Genomic DNA, 16912 nt, shown 5'->3' with positions numbered 1-16912 from the left:
CGGTACCTCAGTTCGACTTCGGGAGGACGCGTCCGGCGACGAAAGCAACCACACGCTGGTAGCTCGGTCCGACGAGCCGCACCCAGGCGTCGAGGAACTTGGCGTCGGCGCCGATCAGGACGCGCGGCCTGCTCTTGCGGACACCGTTCACGATGGTCTCGGCCGCCGCCTCCGGAGTGGTGCGTGCGAGTTTCTGGTCGAAGAACTGCGCGAACGTGTCGAGGTCCTCGCCCGGGCCCGCGGTGGCGTTGCGGGCGATGGCCGTCTTGATGCCACCGGGGTGCACGCACGTCACCTTGACGGGGTGCTTGGCGATCAGCATCTCCTGGCGCAGCGACTCGGTGAAACCGCGCACCGCGAACTTCGCCGAGTTGTACGCGCTCTGGCCGGGCATGGACAGCAGACCGAAGAGGCTCGAGACATTCACGACGTGGCCGTCGCCGGACGCGATGAGATGCGGCAGGAAGGCCTTGGTGCCGTTGACGACTCCCCAGAAATCCACGTCCATGATCTTCTCGATGTCCTTGAACTCGGACTTCTCGAACTCACCGTGGTAGGCGATGCCGGCGTTGTTGTACACCTGGTTGATCTTGCCGAAGTGCGCCCGCACCTCGTCGGCGTATGCGAGCACCGCCTCGCGCTGGGTGACGTCCAGGTGATCGGCCTTGACCTCGGCGCCCAGCGCCTCGGCCTGGCGTGCGGTCTCGGCGAGCCCGACCGTGTCCATGTCCGAGATCGCCAGCCTGGCACCCCGGCCCGCCAGGTTGAGGGCGAGCGCCCTGCCGATACCGGAACCGGCTCCGGTGATTACGACTACCTTGCCTGCGAACTCGCTCACTGTGCTGCCACCTTGTCGTCGTCGAGGTCGATCTGTGCCGGGATGGCGGCCGGGCCGGGGGTCGTGCCGTTCACGTGCACTGGTGCAGCCAGATCGGCGGTGGTCACGCTGTCGTACGCGGTGAGGTCGAAGCGCTTCGTCTCGTTCCGGAACTGGAACGTGAAGCCCGGCCACAGCGTGGTGTTGTTGCCGTGCTTGTCGAGGTACCAGCTCGCGCACCCACCGTTGTTCCAGACGCTGTGCGACAGCTTCTCCTGGAGTTCCGCGTTGTATCGGTCCTGGGCGTCCTGCCGGACCTCGATCTTGCCGATGCCGTACTTGTCGAGCGTCTGCAGGGCGTCGACGAGGTAGTTGAGCTGCGACTCGATCATGAAGACCATCGAGGTGTGGCCCAGGCCCGTGTTCGGGCCCACCAGGAAGAACATGTTGGGGAAGTTCGCGATCGCGGCCCCCTTGTAGCCCTGCTGTCCGCCTTCGTCGAAGACGTCGGCGAGCGAGCGGCCGTCCTTGCCGAAGATGCCCTCGAACGTGGGGGAGTCGGTGACGTGGAAGCCGGTGGCGACGACGATGGCATCGACCTCACGGACGGTGCCGTCCTTCGAGACCACCGAGTTGGCCGTGACCTCGGCGATGCCGTCGGTCACCAGGTCGACGTTGTCCTGCGCCAGGGTGGGGTAGTAGTTGTTCGAGATCAGCATGCGCTTGCAGCCGATCTGGAAGTTCGGCGTGACCTTCTTGCGCAGATCCCTGTCCTTGATCTGGCGACGCAGGTGGCGCTCGGCCGCGAACTGCAGCGGCTTCATGAAGACGGGGGCCTTCGCGAGTCCGACGACCTGGCTCTCGCGCATCCAGTAGATCCCGGCGCGGCACAGCTTCTGAAAGCCGGGGAGATACTTGAACGCGGTGTGCTCGAGCTTCGTGTACTCACGGTCCGCCCGGGGCAGGATCCACGGCGCCGTGCGCTGGTACACGTCGAGGTGCGACACCTTCTTGCCGATGGCGGGCACGATCTGGATGGCCGAGGCGCCGGTGCCGATGACGGCGACGCGCTTCCCCGTCAGATCGGCGTCGTGGTTCCAGCGGGCGGAGTGGAAGATCTCGCCCTCGAAGCCTTCGATGCCCTTGATGTCGGGGAGGGACGGCTCGCACAGTGCACCGACCGCAGACACGAGGACCTTCGCGACGAAGTTCCCCTTCGTGGTGGTGACCTCCCAGCGGGTGGTCGACTCGTTCCAGTGGGCGGACTGCACGTCACAGCCGAAGAGGTGCTTGTCGCGCACCTTGTACTTGTCGGCCACCGACTGGATGTACTTCTGGATCTCGGGCTGCGTCGAGAACGACCGAGTCCACTCCGGGTTCAGCGCGAACGAGTAGGAGTACAGATGTGAGGGAACATCACACGCCGCGCCCGGGTACGTGTTGTCTCGCCAGGTACCACCGACGTCGGTGCCGCGTTCGAGCACGAGGAAGTCTGTCTTGCCTGCCTGGGTCAGCTTGATCGCCGCGCCGAGGCCGGCGAACCCGCTGCCGATGATCAGCGTGTCGATGTGCCGGACCCCTGCGGTGGGGGCGGAAGTATCTGTGACGGGGAGACTCATGTAAGAAACAATAGGGCGCTATTGAGGGGCAGTCAATAGCCTATTGACCTTCATTCAGTAGTCTTGTCTCATGGACGTCGTGAAGCGGACCCGTCTCAGCCCCGAACAACGGCGCGCGCAACTGATCGACCTCGGCGCGAAGATGCTGGCGCAGCGCCCGTTGGAGCAGATCTCCGTCGAGGACATCGCCGATCAGGCCGGTGTCTCCCGCGGCCTGCTGTTCCACTACTTCGCCTCGAAACACGACTTCCACCTCGAGATCGTGCGACACACCAGCAGCGAGATGCTCGCCCGCACCGCCCCCGACCCGTACGTCGGGGAAGCGCGGGATCCGATGCAGATCCTGCGCTCGGTGCTCGCGTCCTACGTCGACTACGTCAGCGAGAACCGTGGCACCTACGTGTCGCTCCTGAGAGGGACGGCGAGTGGCGACCCGGACATGCGCGCCGTCTTCGAGCAGACCCGCGCCGTGATGTCCGAACGGACCCTCGAACAACTCCCGGCGATCGGCATCGAGCCCACCAAGGCCGTCGCACTCGCCGTCCGGGGCTGGATCGCCTACGTCGAGGAAGTCACGATCACCTGGCTGCGCGACCCACACCTGACCCGAGACGAACTGATCGAACTCAACGTCCAGGCCCTTCCCGCGCTCGCCATCGCCGCCGCACCTGAGATCGCCGCAGCGCTGGTGTCGGCCACCACGACCCGACACCCCTAGTACCCGGGGCGCACCCGTAGTGCCCGCGGGTGACACCGGTTTCGTTCCCCGGCGTGACGTCGCGACGCATGCGACGTTCCTAGCGTTCTCGTCATGACCACACTCGATCTCCGCTCCCGCGTCGTCGCGTCCCGTCAGGTGCCGCTGGCGGTGATGGTCGCCGCGATGTCCGCCCTCGCGCTGGTGTGCGCCGTCGGACTCGTCGTCGACGACCGGACCGTGCTCGGAGTGTCCGTGTGGCTCAAGCCACTGAAGTTCGCGATCTCCTTCGCGCTCTACGGGGCCACCCTGGCGTGGATGCTGACCCTCCCGCATCGAGGCAGCAGATGGACACGGGCCATGGCGACGGTGTTCGCCGTGACCGGCATCCTCGACGTCGGATTCATCGCGGTCCAGGCCGCGCGCGGAACGTTCAGCCACTTCAACACGTCCGACGACGCCGTCAACACGATCGGGCAGTACGTGTTCATGACCGGTGTCCCCGGACTGTTCGTCGCGAACCTCGTGATCGCCCTGATCCTGCTGTTCCAGCGCGTGGGGGATCGTCCCCTCACCCGAGCCATCCATGCGGGTCTGTTCCTGGCGGTGGTCGGCATGGCACTCGGGTATCTCATGGGATTCCAGGGCCGGCAGTCGACGACCGACGCGAGCGGCCGCGCCGTCCAACTCGCCGCACGGCACAGCGTCGGCGTCACCGACGAGAATCCGGGACTGCCCGTCACCAACTGGAGCACGTCCGGCGGCGACCTCCGCATCCCGCACTTCGTCGGACTGCACGGGCTGCAGGTGATGCTGATCGGCGCCCTCGCCCTGAGCGTTCTCGCGTCGCGGATTCCGTGGCTCCGCAGCGAGGGAACCCGCGCCTCCCTGATGGCCGTGCTGGCGCTCGCCTACACCGGACTGCTCGCCGTGCTCACCTGGCAGGCGTTCCGCGGCCAACCGCTGATCCACCCCGACGCGCTCACCCTCACCGCCCTCGGCGGACTACTCGCCGCCACCGCCCTCGGAGTCCAGGCCGTGAGGTCCCGGGCAGAGACGGGGCAGCAGGCGCCTGCCTAGAGATGCCGCAGGAAGCGGTCGGGTCCGTCGAGGAACGACCGCCAGTTGCGGACGAGGTCGAGCTGATTCCACTCGGGGAAGTCGATCCCGTCGTCGGTGAGTTCCCAGATCCCGGCGCCGGGCGCGGCGGCGAGCAGGGGAGAGTGCGTCGCCATGATCACCTGCGAACCCTCTTCGGCGAGATCCGCGATCACGCCGAGCAGCGCCAGGCAGGACTGGAACGACAGCGCGGCCTCCGGCTCGTCCAGAATCCACAACCCCACGCCGATCGGACGGTCGGCGACGTACCGCAGGAACGACTGACCGTGCGAGAGCTGGTTGAACGACTGATCGTCGTTTCGGGGCCGTGACTCGTCGGCCGCACCGAACAACGAATGCATCGACTCGGCACGCAGGAAACACCCGCCGTACGGCTGCGGCCGGGCGCCGACACACGTGAGATGAGTGCCGAGGTCCGCGTCCTCGGGGCTGGATCCCGCCGACCACAACCGGTCCTGCGCCCCGCGGAACCCGCCCTGCCAGGCCGCGGCGATCGACTCGACGAGCGTCGACTTCCCGACCCCGTTCTCACCCACGATCACCGTGACGGGCCGCTCGAATGCCAGCCCGTTCTCGCACAGTTCCGCCACCGCGGGCAGGTTCAGATACCACGAAGCCGGGTCGAATCCGCTCCGTGGAGTGAACTCGACCCGGCTCAGTGGCAGATCAGTCAATCAAACGCTCAGCTGAACGCTTCGTCGATGATCTCCTGCTGTTCCACAGCGTGCACCTTGCTCGAACCCGAGGACGGTGCCGACATCGAACGACGCGAGATGCGCTTGATTCCGGACAGCTTGTCGGGCAGCAACTCGGGCAGAGCGAGACCGAAGAACGGCCACGCACCCTGGTTGGCCGGCTCCTCCTGAACCCAGCGGAACTCGGTGGCGTTCGGGTAGCGGTCCAGCGTCTCGCGGAGACGACGGCTCGGAACCGGGTACAGCTGCTCGATGCGGACGATCGCGATGTCCTCGCGGTTGTCCTTCTGCTTCTTCGCCAGCAGCTCCCAGTACAGCTTGCCGCTGACCAGGAGGACACGACGCACCTTGTCGCGTTCGGCGTCGCCCGTCTCGTACGTGGGCTCCTCGAACACCGAGCGGAACTTGCCGGTGGTGAAGTCCTCGACGTCGGAGACCGCGGCCTTGTTCCGCAGCATCGACTTCGGTGTGAAGACGACCAGCGGGCGGCGGATTCCGTCGAGCGAGTGACGACGCAGCAGGTGGAAGTAGCTGGCCGGGGTGGACGGCACGGCCACGGTCATCGAACCCTCGGCGCACAACTGCAGGAAGCGCTCGATACGACCGGACGTGTGGTCGGGACCCTGACCCTCGTGGCCGTGCGGCAGCAGCAGCACGACGTCGGACAGCTGGCCCCACTTGGCCTCACCGGACGAGATGAACTCGTCGATGATCGACTGCGCGCCGTTGACGAAGTCACCGAACTGCGCCTCCCACAGCACGAGCGCGTCCGGGTTGCCCACGGAGTAGCCGTACTCGAAGCCGACGGCGGCGAACTCGCTGAGTGCGGAGTCGTAGACCAGGAACTTGCCGGGGTTCTCGCTGCCCAGGTTCTGCAGCGGGGTGTACTCGGCGCCCGTCTTGCGGTCGATCAGGACCGAGTGACGCTGCGTGAACGTGCCGCGCTTGGAATCCTGGCCGGACAGGCGAACCATCTTGCCCTGGTCGACCAGCGAACCGAACGCGAGCAGCTCGGCGAAGGCCCAGTCGATCTTGCCTTCGCGGGACATTTCGCGGCGCTTCTCGATGACCGGCTTGACGCGCGGGTGCACGGTGAAGCCCTCGGGCACGTTGACGAACGCGTCGCCGATCCGCTCGAGCACCGAGTCGTCGACGGACGTCTTCAACTTCGTGGGCAGCACCTGGTCGAGCTCGACCGACTCACTGGGCTCCGGCGTGTACTTCTCGAGTTCGCGAACCTCGTTGAACACCCGTTCCAGCTGGCCCTGGTAGTCGCGCAGTGCGTCTTCGGCTTCCTTCAGCGAGATGTCGCCGCGGCCGATCAGGGATTCGGTGTAGCTCTTACGAACGCTGCGCTTGGTGTCGATCACGTCGTACATCGCCGGCTGCGTCATCGACGGGTCGTCGCCCTCGTTGTGACCGCGACGGCGGTAGCAGATCATGTCGATGACGACGTCCTTCTGGAACTTCTCCCGGAAGTCGACAGCGAGCTGGGCGACCCAGACGCAGGCCTCGGGGTCGTCGCCGTTCACGTGGAAGATCGGCGCGCCGATCATCTTCGCGACGTCGGTGCAGTACTCGGACGAACGCGAGTGCTCCGGGGCGGTGGTGAAGCCGACCTGGTTGTTGACCACGATGTGCACGGTGCCGCCGGTGCGGTACCCGCGCAGCAGTGCCAGGTTCAACGTCTCGGCCACGACACCCTGACCGGCGAACGCGGCGTCGCCGTGCAGCATGAGCGGCAGGACGGTGAAGCCGTCCTCGCCCTTGTCGAGGATGTCCTGCTTGGCGCGGACCAGGCCCTCGAGGACCGGGTCGACCGCCTCGAGGTGCGACGGGTTGGCCGTCAGCGACACGGTGATGTCGTTGTCGCCGAACATCTGGATGTACGTGCCCTCGGCGCCGAGGTGGTACTTCACGTCGCCGGAGCCGTGCGCGGCCGCCGGGTTCATGTTGCCCTCGAACTCGGTGAAGATCTTCGAGTACGGCTTGCCGACGATGTTCGCGAGAACGTTGAGGCGACCGCGGTGCGGCATGCCGATGACGACCTCGTCGAGCTGGTGCTCGGCGGCCTGGTCGATGACGGCGTCCATCATCGGGATGACGGACTCGGCACCCTCCAGGGAGAAGCGCTTCTGGCCGACGTACTTGGTCTGCAGGAACGTCTCGAACGCCTCGGCAGCGTTGAGCTTGCTCAGGATGTACTTCTGCTGAGCGACCGTGGGCTTGACGTGGTGCGCCTCGACCCGGTCCTGCAGCCACTGCTGCTGCTCCGGCTCCAGGATGTGCGTGTACTCGACGCCGACGTGGCGGCAGTACGCGTCACGCAGCACGCTGAGCACGTCGCGCAGCTTCATCTTCTCCTGGCCGTGGAAGCCGCCGACCTTGAACTCGCGGTCGAGGTCCCACAGGGTCAGGTCGTGCGTGCGGACGTCCAGGTCCGGGTGGCTGCGGAACTTGTCCTTGACGAACTGCAGCGGATCCGTGTCGGCCATCAGGTGACCACGGTTGCGGTACGCGGCGATCAGCTCGAGAACACGGGTGTTCTTGTCGACGGCGCCTTCGGGCACGTCCTTGCGCCAGCGGACCGGCTCGTACGGGATGTGCAGCGCGTGGAAGATCTCGTCGTAGAACTCGTCGCTGATCAGCAGGTTGTGGATGGTCCGGAGGAAGTCGCCGGACTCGGCACCCTGGATGATGCGGTGGTCGTACGTCGAGGTCAGCGTCATGAGCTTGCCGACGCCGATCTCGGCGAGGCGCTCGTCGCTCGCGCCCTGGAACTCGGCGGGGTACTCCATCGCGCCGGCACCGATGATGGCGCCCTGGCCGTTCATCAGTCGCGGCACGGAGTGCACGGTGCCGATGCCGCCGGGGTTGGTGAGCGAAATGGTGACACCCGAGAAGTCCTCGGCGGTGAGCTTGCCGTCACGCGCGCGCCGGACGATGTCCTCGTAGGCGCTGTAGAACTGCGTGAAGTTGTGGGTGTCGGTGTTCTTGATCGCGGCGACGACGAGGGACCGGCTGCCGTCCTTGCCCGGCAGGTCGATGGCCAGACCGAGGTTGGTGTGTGCGGGGGTGACCGCGTTGGGCTTGCCGTCGATCTCGGCGAAGTGCCGGTTCATGTTCGGGAACGCCTTGACCGCCTGAACGATCGCGTAACCCAGCAGGTGCGTGAACGAGATCTTGCCGCCGCGGGTACGGGCGAGGTGGTTGTTGATGACGATCCGGTTGTCGAACATCAGCTTCGCAGGGATGGCGCGAACGCTGGTGGCGGTCGGAATGGCCAGCGAGGCCGACATGTTCTTGGCGACGGCAGCAGCTGCGCCGCGGAGAACCTTCGACTCTTCTACTGCAGGCGCGGGAGCGGACGCCTTCGCGTCCTTCGCCGCGGTCTCCTTCGCGGGTGCGGCCTTCTTGGGGGCCTCGGTCTTCGGGGCAGCAGCCTTCGGAGCTGCACCGTTGGGTGCAGTCTTCGGCGCGGCGCCGTTGGCCGCCTTGGTCTGAGGCTTGGGTGCGGTCTCGGACTCGGGAACCGGGGGAGTCGACGCCTTGGCGGAGGGAGCGGCAGCAGGTGCGGCGGTGGTGGTGCCGTTCGTGCCTTGTCCGTTGGCTGCGCCTGCCTTGGCGGCGGCGTCGGGAGAGTAATCCGTCAGGAATTCGTGCCAACTCGCGTCCACGGACGACGGATCGTCCTGGAAACGCTGGTACATCTCGTCAACCAACCACTGGTTCTGTCCGAACTGGGATGTAGAGCTGCTGCTCACGGCAGGTGTTCGCCTCGTTTCTATTTCGGTACCCGATCAGAGCGCCTATATACATGAGACTAGCCCTCGCGTGTGACGTGTAGATCGCCAGGCCTGCACGTGTGAGCTGTCTCACGGCCAACCGATGGGGTCACCATCGATGACGGTTCTCGCCCCGCGATTATTCCCCGACCCGGTCTCCGCCGCATCCCACAGTCCCGAATAGTGGCCACCGGCATAGCGCAGGGTGGCGTGCGATCCGGTTTCGACCACCCGCCCCTTGTCGATGACGAGGATCACATCTGCCCGGGCCGCGGTGGCCAGTCGGTGGGCCACCACCACCGACGTCCGGGTGCGGGTCACGCGGCTGCTCGCCTCGAGAACTACCTGCTCGGTGGCCGGATCGAGCGTCGCGGTCGCTTCGTCGAGCAGCAGTAGATCGGGGTCGACCAGCTCGGCCCGGGCGAGCGCGATCAGCTGGCGCTGGCCCGCCGACAGTCCCTGCCCGCGCTCGCCGATGGGGTGATGCATCCCACCCCGGAATCCGGCGATCGTGCCCAGCGCTCCGACCGCGCGGGCGGCATCCTCGATCTCCTCGCGGCTCGCATCCGGGCGGCCGTACGCGATATTCGTGGCGACGGTCCCGGTGAACAGATGGGCTTCCTGGGGGACGACGCCGAGCCGTCCGCGGTACGCGCCGAGCGGGTACCGGCGGAGGTCCACGTCGTCGACGAGCACCGCGCCGGACGTCGGGTCGTAGAACCGGGCGAGCAGTTTCACGATGGTCGACTTGCCCGCACCGGTCCGGCCGACCAGGGCGACGGTGGTGCCGGCGGGGATGTGCAGATCGATGTCGGTCAGGGCGTCGCTGTCCGCGCCCTGATAGCGGAACCCGACGTCCCGCAGGCACAGCTCGCCGCGCAGGTGCCCGTGGATCGGCTGGAGGTTCTCGCGCGAGGTCGCCCGCTCGATGGAACTGGGTGTGCGGAGCAGATCCCCGATCCGGAGCAGACCCACACTGGCCTGCTGGTACCCGTCGAACACCTGCGACAGCTGCTGGATGGGCCCGAACAGCAGCCCGAGGTACAGCACGAAGGCGACGAGCGTCCCGGTCGTCGTGTCGCCGCCCGCTACCTGGCGCGCACCAACGAACACCACGGCGGCCAGGGCGAGGTCCGAGAGGAACGCGATGAACGGGAAGTACAGCGAGATCGCCCGCTGTGACCGCATCCGGCTGCGCCGGTAGCTGTCGGCCCGCTCGGCGAACCGGCGGGCGGCGAACCCTTCGCGGCGGTACGCCTGGGCGGCGCGGAGCCCGGCGATGTTCTCCTGGAAGTCGGCGTTGACGAGCGAGATCCGCTCACGCGAGACCGTGTACGCCACCGAGGAGATCCGGCGGAAGATCAGCGTCGCGACGACGAGCGGTGGGATGACGGCGAGCGCCACCAGCGCCAGCGTGACGTCGGTGGCGACGAGGGCGACGGAGATACCGAGGACCGTCAGGACACTCACCACGGCGGTGGACATCCCCGTCTGGATGAACGACGACAACGCGTCGACGTCGGTGGTCATCCGCGTCATGATGCGGCCGGACAGTTCGCGCTCGTAGTAGTCGAGCCCGAGCCGCTGCAGGTGGGCGTAACTGCGCACCCGCAGCCCGAACAGCACACGTTCCCCCGCCCGGGCGGTGAGGACCGTCATCAGGGCGACGACGAGCCAGCCGGCGACCACGAGGGCGACGCCGACCCCCGCCGCGGTCCAGAGCGTGGCGGAGTCCTGCGGGACGACACCGCGGTCGATCGCGAACCGGACGATCGAGGGGAACGCGATCCCGGCGAGCGAGTCGAGCGCGAGGCAGACGACGACGGCGACGAGGAGGGCGCGGACCGGTCGCAGGATCCGCGACAGCCGGAAGTCGGGCTCGGGCAGGCGCAGGTTCCGGGTGTCGATGCCCGGGCTCTCGACGGCGGGCGGAAGCGCGTTCACGGCCTGCCGGAGTTCCGGGGTCGCGGCCACGTTGCCCAGTGCTCCCGCCATCGGTCCGCCTGCGGCACGGCCGCCGCCGGGGCCCGCGCCGGGAGCCGGGGTGCGGCCGGACGAGGCGGACGCGACGGGCACGTCCCACTCCTCGGCGTCCTCCGGCCACAACTCGGACTCGGACGGCATGCGCTGATACGGCATCGGCTCGCTCGGGGCGGGGACGCTGACGTCGATGGGACCTGCGCTGTCGGGGGAGGAGAACAGTGCGCGGAAGAGCGGGCACCGCTCGTCGAGTTCGGCGACCGTCCCGGAATCGACGATCCGTCCGCCGTCGAGCACGGCGACGCGGTCGGCGAGCGACAGTGTCGAACGGCGATGCGCCAGTATCAGCGCCGTCCGGCCGCGATTCGCGCGCAGCGCCGCGAAGATCGACGCCTCGGTGGTGGCGTCGACGGCGGAGGTCGCGTCGTCGAGGATCAGCACCCGCGGGTCGGTGAGGAGTGCGCGTGCGAGCGCGATCCGCTGCCGCTGCCCGCCGGAGAGTGTGAGACCCCGTTCGCCGACCACTGTGTCGTAGCCGTCCGGCAACGCGGAGACGAACTCGTCGGCGGCGGCCATGTCGGCGGCGGCACGGATCTCCTCGGCGCTGGCGTCGGGCCTGCCGAGGGCGATGTTGGCCGCGATGGTGTCGGAGAAGAGGAACGGCTCGTCGAACACGAGGCCGACGGCTTCGCGCAACTGCTCGGCGCTCAGGTGTGCGACGTCGAACGACTCGCCCCCCGACGTGAGGGACACGGAACCCGAGGACGGGGCGTAGAAGCGGGGGAGCAGCAGTGACAGCGCGGTCTTGCCGGAGCCGGCCGTCCCGACCACCGCGACCGTCTCGCCGGGCGCGATGCGCAGGTCGAGTCCGCAGAGGATGTGCCGATCCGATTCGAATCCGAACGTGACCGAGCGCAGATCCACACCCAGCGGTCCGCCGGGCAGTGCGGTGGGGTGCGGCGGGTCCGCGACCTCCGGTTCGGCGTCGATCACCTCGTACACGCGCTCGACGGCCGCCCTGGACAGCTGGGCCATGATCACGACCGACGACAGCGTGCGGGTGACGCCGGTCATCGTGGCGACGTACGTGGCGAAGGCGAGGAACGTGCCGATCGTGATGGAGCCGTGGAGGGCGAGGTAACCGCCGACCGCGATGACGCCCACGAGACCCAGCTGGGGCAGTGCCGCCATGGTCGGCGCGAAGCGTGCATTGATCCGGGCGGCCCGCAGGCGTTCGGCGTACAGCGTGCGGCTGTGGTCTTCGAGCTGGTCGACGGCCCGGCGCTCCTGGCCGAACCCCTTGACGACGCGGACACCGGTGACGGTCTCCTCGACGTGCTGCGCGAGGTCGGCCGCCCGCTGCTGCGCCGACCAGGTGGCCGCGAACAGTTTCGGGCGCATCGCGTACACGACGAGGCACACCGCGGGGACGATCACCAGCGCGACGACGGTCAGCAGCGGTGACAGCCAGGCCATGATGCCGAGCGCGAGGACGAATTGGAGCAACGCGCCCGCCGACAACGGGACCATGGCGAGCAGGCCCTGCACCAGCTGGAGGTCGGTGATGGACCGGGAGACCACCTGGCCGGTGCGGATCTGATCCTGCCCCCGCCCGTCGAGCCGTTGCAGCGCACCCAGCAGGCCGAGCCGCAGGTCGTGCTGGACGTCGAGCGAAAGCTTCCCGGCGAGCATCCGGCGGCCGTACTGGCAGCCGAAGCGGACGCACGCGAGCAGTGCGATGAGCAGCGCGGCGATGCCGATCACCTGGGTGTCGCGACCCGAGCCGGCGGCGTCGACCGCGTACTTGGTGAGGAGGGGGAACGAGATGTCGATCCCGGCGGCGACGACCGTCACGGACAGGGCGCCGAGTGCGACGCGGCGGTGCGCCCAGCACTCACCGCTCAGCCGTCGAATCCAGCCCGGCCGTGCCTGATCCTGCTCCAGCGTCTGCTCCCGTTCGATCACCGAACCGGACGCACTCTCACTTGCCACTGGATCCACGTTAGCGCCGGGTACCGACAGGAGCGGCACCCGGCGCGGTGTCAGGTGATGTCGCGCTGCCGGGTGAGCGCCCAGCCGCCACCGACGAAGACCGCGGTCCACACGATCAGGGCGAGGGGCGCGGTGGGCCAGAGCGTCAGCCAGTCGATCTCGTTGCCCGCGGCCGCGTTCGCGACCGTCCCGAGGGTGGCGGACACGGGGAGGACACTTCCGACGGAGCCGATGCCGATCCCGCTGAGGATCGACCGGAGGATCATCTCGCCGAGGGTGTACCAGACCACGAGGGCGATGCAGCTTCCGACGGACGAGCCGGTGAGCATCGACACGCCGCCGCCGATGAGCGCCCACAGCGCCCCGCAGATCAGGGCCGCCCCGAGCGTGGCGAACAGGGATCCGCGCAGTTCGAAGGTGTCACCGCCGAACGTCAGCAGCAGGGCGACGCTGACCACCTCCACCACGAGGCAGTAGAAGAAGCCGAAGGCCGCGGTGACGGCGAGCTTGGTGCCGATCACCCCGTCCCGGCCGCGAGCGGTGAGGAATGTGGTGGTGAGCGTCTTGTACCGGAATTCCGTGCCCACGTTCACCGCCCCGAAGAGTGCGGCGAACAGGACGACGAGGGCAACCGCGACCGCCAGGCCGAACAGGGTGGCGGCGAGGTTGGCCTCGCTCGGATCGGCCTCGAACGCGTCGGTGAACGCACGCATCACCGGCAGGGTGATCGCGCTCGAGAACATCCCGACGATCAGTGGTGCGAGACCGAGCATCCACCAGAAGCGCAGTGTGGTGACCTTGCGGAATTCCGCGGTGAGCAACGCTGTCATCGCGGACCTCCGGACATCGGACCGTGCTGGGGGTGTGCGGGTGGTGGACCGTAGCCCGGTGGCGGGGCGTACCCGGGAGGCGGACCGTAACCCGGCTGCGGGGCGTACCCGGGAGGTGCGTACCCGGGCTGGGGCGCGTACGCCGGCGGTGGGCCGTACCCCGCGGGCGCCGCGGCGCTCGCGCCGGCCACGTACTGGCCTGCGGTCATCGACAGGAAGAGTTGCTCGAGGTCGATGTGATCACCGGCGGCGCCGAAAATCGTGACCCCGGCTTCGGCGGCGACGGACTCGACGAGTTCGAGGGACGCGCCGACGACGGCGAGGCGCCCGTCCACGAGCGACCGGGCATCGACGATGCCCCTGGCGGCCAGGGCGGTCGCCAGCGCGGGCGGGCTCGAGGACGCGACCAGCAGCCGGCTCTGCTGCGACTTGCGCAGCTCCTCCATCCGTCCCTGATAGACGAGGGACCCGCGGCTGACGATCACGAGATTGTCGACGGTCTGCTCCACTTCGCGGAGGATGTGGCTCGAGATCAGCACGGTCCGGCCGGATGCGGCGAAGCCCTTGAGGAACTCGCGGAGCCAGGCGATGCCCTCGGGGTCGAGTCCGTTGGCCGGTTCGTCGAGGATCAGGATGCGCGGATCGCCCAGCAGCGCCGTCGCCAGCGACAGCCGCTGACGCATGCCGAGTGAGAAGCCGCCCGCCTTGCGCCCGGCAACGTCCTCGAGCCCGACGAGCGCGAGCACCTGTTGTGCGCGTGCGTCCGGTACACGGATCGCGGACGCGTACACCTTCAGGTGGTCGAGTGCCGTCCGGTTGGGGTGCAGGCTCTGCGAGTCCAGGACGGCACCGATCGTGCGCGCGGGGTCGACGAGGAGGCGGATCGGGACACCGGCGACCGTGGAGGTGCCGGCCGTCGGCTTCACGAGACCGAGGATCATCCGCAATGTCGTGGTTTTACCCGACCCGTTGGGCCCGAGGAATCCGGTGATCGATCCCTGCGGCACGGTGAAGCTGAGGTCCGTGACCGCGTCCACGTTCTTGAAACGCTTCGACAGCCCCCGCACCTCGATCGGCGCCGTGAAACTTCCCGGGATTGGTGTGGTCAACCCGTCCTCCCCTGCCACAATCGAATGGAACTGTTTCGACCCTACTGGGCTGCCGTGCCGAGATTCACCAACTGACGTACAGGGCGTCTGCGACGGCGCATGCTGAAACCACTTGATTGGGGACGCACATGAGCAAGCACCACCACCATCACCATCGCGACGTCATTTCCCCCGCGTACACGGGGCGCCTCTCGATCGATCCGTTTCCGGCGCTGCGGCTGCCGGACGAGGAAACCGATCCCGAGGCCGCCTATCGGTTCATCCACGACGAGTTGATGCTCGACGGCAGTTCGCGGCTGAATCTGGCCACGTTCGTCACCACGTGGATGGATCCCGAGGCCGACAAACTGATGGCCGAGACGTTCGACAAGAACATGATCGACAAGGACGAGTATCCCGCGACCGCGGCGATCGAGTCCCGCTGCGTGTCGATGGTGGCCGATCTGTTCCACGCTCCCGACCTGTCGACCACCGACCCGTCCAGCGCCACCGGCGTCTCGACGATCGGTTCGAGCGAGGCGGTCATGCTCGGTGGTCTCGCGCTCAAGTGGCTGTGGCGGGCGAAGCGGGAGGCGGCCGGGAAGGACACTGCGCGACCGAATCTGGTACTCGGCAGCAACGTCCAGGTGGTGTGGGAGAAGTTCTGCCGCTACTTCGACGTGGAGCCGAAGTACCTGCCGATGGAGAAGGGCCGCTACGTCATCACGCCGGAGCAGGTGCGGGAGGCGGTCGACGAGAACACGATCGGAGCGGTCGTGATCGTGGGCACCACCTATACGGGGGAGCTCGAGCCGGTGGCCGCGATCGCGGACGCTCTCGACGAACTCGCCGCGTCCGGCGGCCCGGACGTCCCGATCCACGTGGACGCGGCGAGCGGTGGCTTCGTCGTTCCCTTCCTGCAACCGGAGTTGTTGTGGGACTTCCGGGTTCCGCGCGTGGCCTCGATCAACGTGAGTGGTCACAAGTACGGGTTGACGTATCCGGGGATCGGGTTCGTGGTGTGGCGTGACCGTGAGCATCTTCCCGAGGGGCTGGTGTTCCGGGTCAACTACCTGGGCGGCGACATGCCGACGTTCACCCTGAACTTCTCGCGGCCCGGCAATCAGGTGGTGGGTCAGTACTACAACTTCCTGCGACTCGGGCGGGCCGGCTACCGGTCGATCATGGAGACGCTGCGCGACACCGCAGTTCGCGTGGGCAGACGCATCGCCGAGATCGACGGCTTCACCCTGATCACGGACGGCACCGACATTCCGGTGGTGGCGTTCGAACTCGCCGGCGACCCCGGGTTCACGGTCTTCGACGTGTCACACGAATTGCGGGCGCGGGGGTGGCAGGTGCCCGCCTACACGATGCCCGCCGATGCGGAGGACGTGGCGGTCCTGCGCATCGTCGTACGCGAGGGCTTCAGCGCCGATCTCGGATCCCTCGTCGCCGAGGCGATTGAGGAAGTGTGCGCCGAACTCCGCGAGAAGGGTGGCGGGCGTTCGACGGAACAGCACTTCGCCCACTAGGTCACGCTTCGATCGCGCGGAGTTCGTCCGGCCAGTGGGCCGGGGCGGGCCCGAACGCTTCGCGCGCGTTCTTGACGACGCCCTTGCCGATGGCCCGGTTGCCTGCGCCGCCGATGGCCGCGCCGATGCCTGCGGGCACGAGTTTGCCGAGGATCAGCGCGCTGCGGCGGGCGGCGTACTTGGTGATGAACTTGCGGACCAGGGTGCTGTTCATGCCCTTCATGGTGGGGCCGGGGATGCGGCTCGTGATGGCGCTCGCCCAGTTCTTCGCCGTCACGCCCGTCGCCTTCTGGACGATCTCCATGCCCGATTCGCCGAGCGCCACCGACAGGACCAGCGCACGCCGCTGCTGGTGGTCGGCGGCGGAGATGCCGTGCACCGACGCGACCGCGAGAGTGAGCAGCGCCGCCGCTTCCAGGAAGAACGCCGATTCGGCGCCCACCGCGGCGATGGACGCGACGGTCCCGACCCCTGGAATGGCGGCGGTGGCCCCGACTGCGCTGCCGCTGCCCGTCACGGCCAGAAGGAACATCTTCTCCATCCGCTCGACGATCTGTGCGGGCGACTCACCGGGGTGCGAGCGCCGGACCCATTCGACGTACTTGGCCACCGCGGGAGCCTGGAGACGGCTTCCGTTGTCGAGGACCGAGACCAGTACCTTCTCCACCGGTCCACCATTGCCAGCCATCGGGGCTCCCGTCTCGCCGTGTGCTTCGAGTGTGCTGGCACCGACTGTATGTGAGTGAACGCTGTGG

The 16912-nt window shown here is 67.8% G+C and carries 11 protein-coding genes; 3 read left to right on the top strand and 8 right to left on the bottom strand.

Annotated features, from left to right (window positions below; all coding sequences use genetic code 11):
• Positions 1–7: 7 nt before the first annotated feature.
• Entirely contained in the window at positions 8–838 is an 831-nt protein-coding gene (locus tag WKC72_RS30420; protein WP_370180645.1) for an SDR family NAD(P)-dependent oxidoreductase, read from the bottom strand.
• Positions 835–2436 (bottom strand): flavin-containing monooxygenase, encoded by a 1602-nt coding sequence (locus WKC72_RS30415; protein WP_370180644.1) that lies wholly within the window; start codon positions 2434–2436, stop codon positions 835–837. The genes WKC72_RS30420 and WKC72_RS30415 overlap by 4 nt, the downstream gene beginning before the upstream one ends.
• Positions 2437–2506: 70 nt before the next feature.
• Here WKC72_RS30415 and WKC72_RS30410 point away from each other — a divergent pair, with 70 nt between their 5' ends.
• Together WKC72_RS30410 and WKC72_RS30405 are read left to right on the top strand one after the other, a co-directional pair.
• Positions 2507–3154 (top strand): TetR/AcrR family transcriptional regulator, encoded by a 648-nt coding sequence (locus tag WKC72_RS30410; protein WP_112302147.1) that lies wholly within the window; start codon positions 2507–2509, stop codon positions 3152–3154.
• Between the two features lie 93 nt (positions 3155–3247).
• Positions 3248–4213, top strand: coding sequence for a hypothetical protein (locus WKC72_RS30405; protein WP_235214482.1), 966 nt, complete (start codon positions 3248–3250; stop codon positions 4211–4213).
• Here WKC72_RS30405 and WKC72_RS30400 read toward each other — a convergent pair.
• From WKC72_RS30400 to WKC72_RS30380, 5 genes are all read right to left on the bottom strand, one after another.
• A complete protein-coding gene (locus tag WKC72_RS30400; RefSeq protein WP_370180643.1) occupies positions 4210–4926 on the bottom strand; it encodes an AAA family ATPase in 717 nt (238 codons plus the stop codon). The genes WKC72_RS30405 and WKC72_RS30400 overlap by 4 nt on opposite strands.
• An 8-nt stretch (positions 4927–4934) precedes the next feature.
• A complete protein-coding gene (locus WKC72_RS30395; RefSeq protein WP_037244425.1) occupies positions 4935–8711 on the bottom strand; it encodes a multifunctional oxoglutarate decarboxylase/oxoglutarate dehydrogenase thiamine pyrophosphate-binding subunit/dihydrolipoyllysine-residue succinyltransferase subunit in 3777 nt (1258 codons plus the stop codon).
• 111 nt (positions 8712–8822) lie between these two features.
• Positions 8823–12704 carry an ABC transporter ATP-binding protein gene (locus tag WKC72_RS30390; protein WP_370180642.1) on the bottom strand — a complete coding sequence of 1294 codons (3882 nt, stop codon included), beginning with the start codon at positions 12702–12704 and terminating at the stop codon, positions 8823–8825.
• 50 nt (positions 12705–12754) lie between these two features.
• Entirely contained in the window at positions 12755–13534 is a 780-nt protein-coding gene (locus WKC72_RS30385; RefSeq protein WP_370180641.1) for a hypothetical protein, read from the bottom strand.
• Entirely contained in the window at positions 13531–14643 is a 1113-nt protein-coding gene (locus WKC72_RS30380) for an ABC transporter ATP-binding protein (protein ID WP_112302255.1), read from the bottom strand. Before WKC72_RS30380 ends, WKC72_RS30385 begins: the two co-directional genes overlap by 4 nt.
• Positions 14644–14771: 128 nt before the next feature.
• Here WKC72_RS30380 and WKC72_RS30375 point away from each other — a divergent pair, with 128 nt between their 5' ends.
• The gene (locus tag WKC72_RS30375; RefSeq protein ID WP_112302149.1) at positions 14772–16157 is read left to right on the top strand and encodes a glutamate decarboxylase; all 1386 of its coding nucleotides are present in this window, start codon (positions 14772–14774) and stop codon (positions 16155–16157) included.
• Position 16158: 1 nt separating this feature from the next.
• Here WKC72_RS30375 and WKC72_RS30370 read toward each other — a convergent pair whose 3' ends face one another.
• Positions 16159–16845, bottom strand: a complete 687-nt coding sequence (locus tag WKC72_RS30370) for a hypothetical protein (protein WP_112302150.1) — start codon at positions 16843–16845, stop codon at positions 16159–16161.
• Positions 16846–16912 lie beyond the last annotated feature (67 nt).

The organism is Rhodococcus wratislaviensis, from assembly GCF_041228765.1.
GTDB classification, from domain to species: Bacteria; Actinomycetota; Actinomycetes; order Mycobacteriales; family Mycobacteriaceae; genus Rhodococcus_F; species Rhodococcus_F wratislaviensis.
This window is presented reverse-complemented; position numbering and strand designations above follow the sequence as displayed.

Bases quoted from the DNA above. Each gene is read 5' to 3' on its own strand.
- WKC72_RS30410 (WP_112302147.1), top strand. From the start codon at position 2,507: ATGGACGTCGTGAAGCGGACCCGTCTCAGCCCCGAACAACGGCGCGCG.
- WKC72_RS30385 (WP_370180641.1), bottom strand. From the start codon at position 13,534: ATGACAGCGTTGCTCACCGCGGAATTCCGCAAGGTCACCACACTGCGC.
- WKC72_RS30415 (WP_370180644.1), bottom strand. From the start codon at position 2,436: ATGAGTCTCCCCGTCACAGATACTTCCGCCCCCACCGCAGGGGTCCGG.
- WKC72_RS30375 (WP_112302149.1), top strand. From the start codon at position 14,772: ATGAGCAAGCACCACCACCATCACCATCGCGACGTCATTTCCCCCGCG.
- WKC72_RS30370 (WP_112302150.1), bottom strand. From the start codon at position 16,845: ATGGCTGGCAATGGTGGACCGGTGGAGAAGGTACTGGTCTCGGTCCTC.
- WKC72_RS30405 (WP_235214482.1), top strand. From the start codon at position 3,248: ATGACCACACTCGATCTCCGCTCCCGCGTCGTCGCGTCCCGTCAGGTG.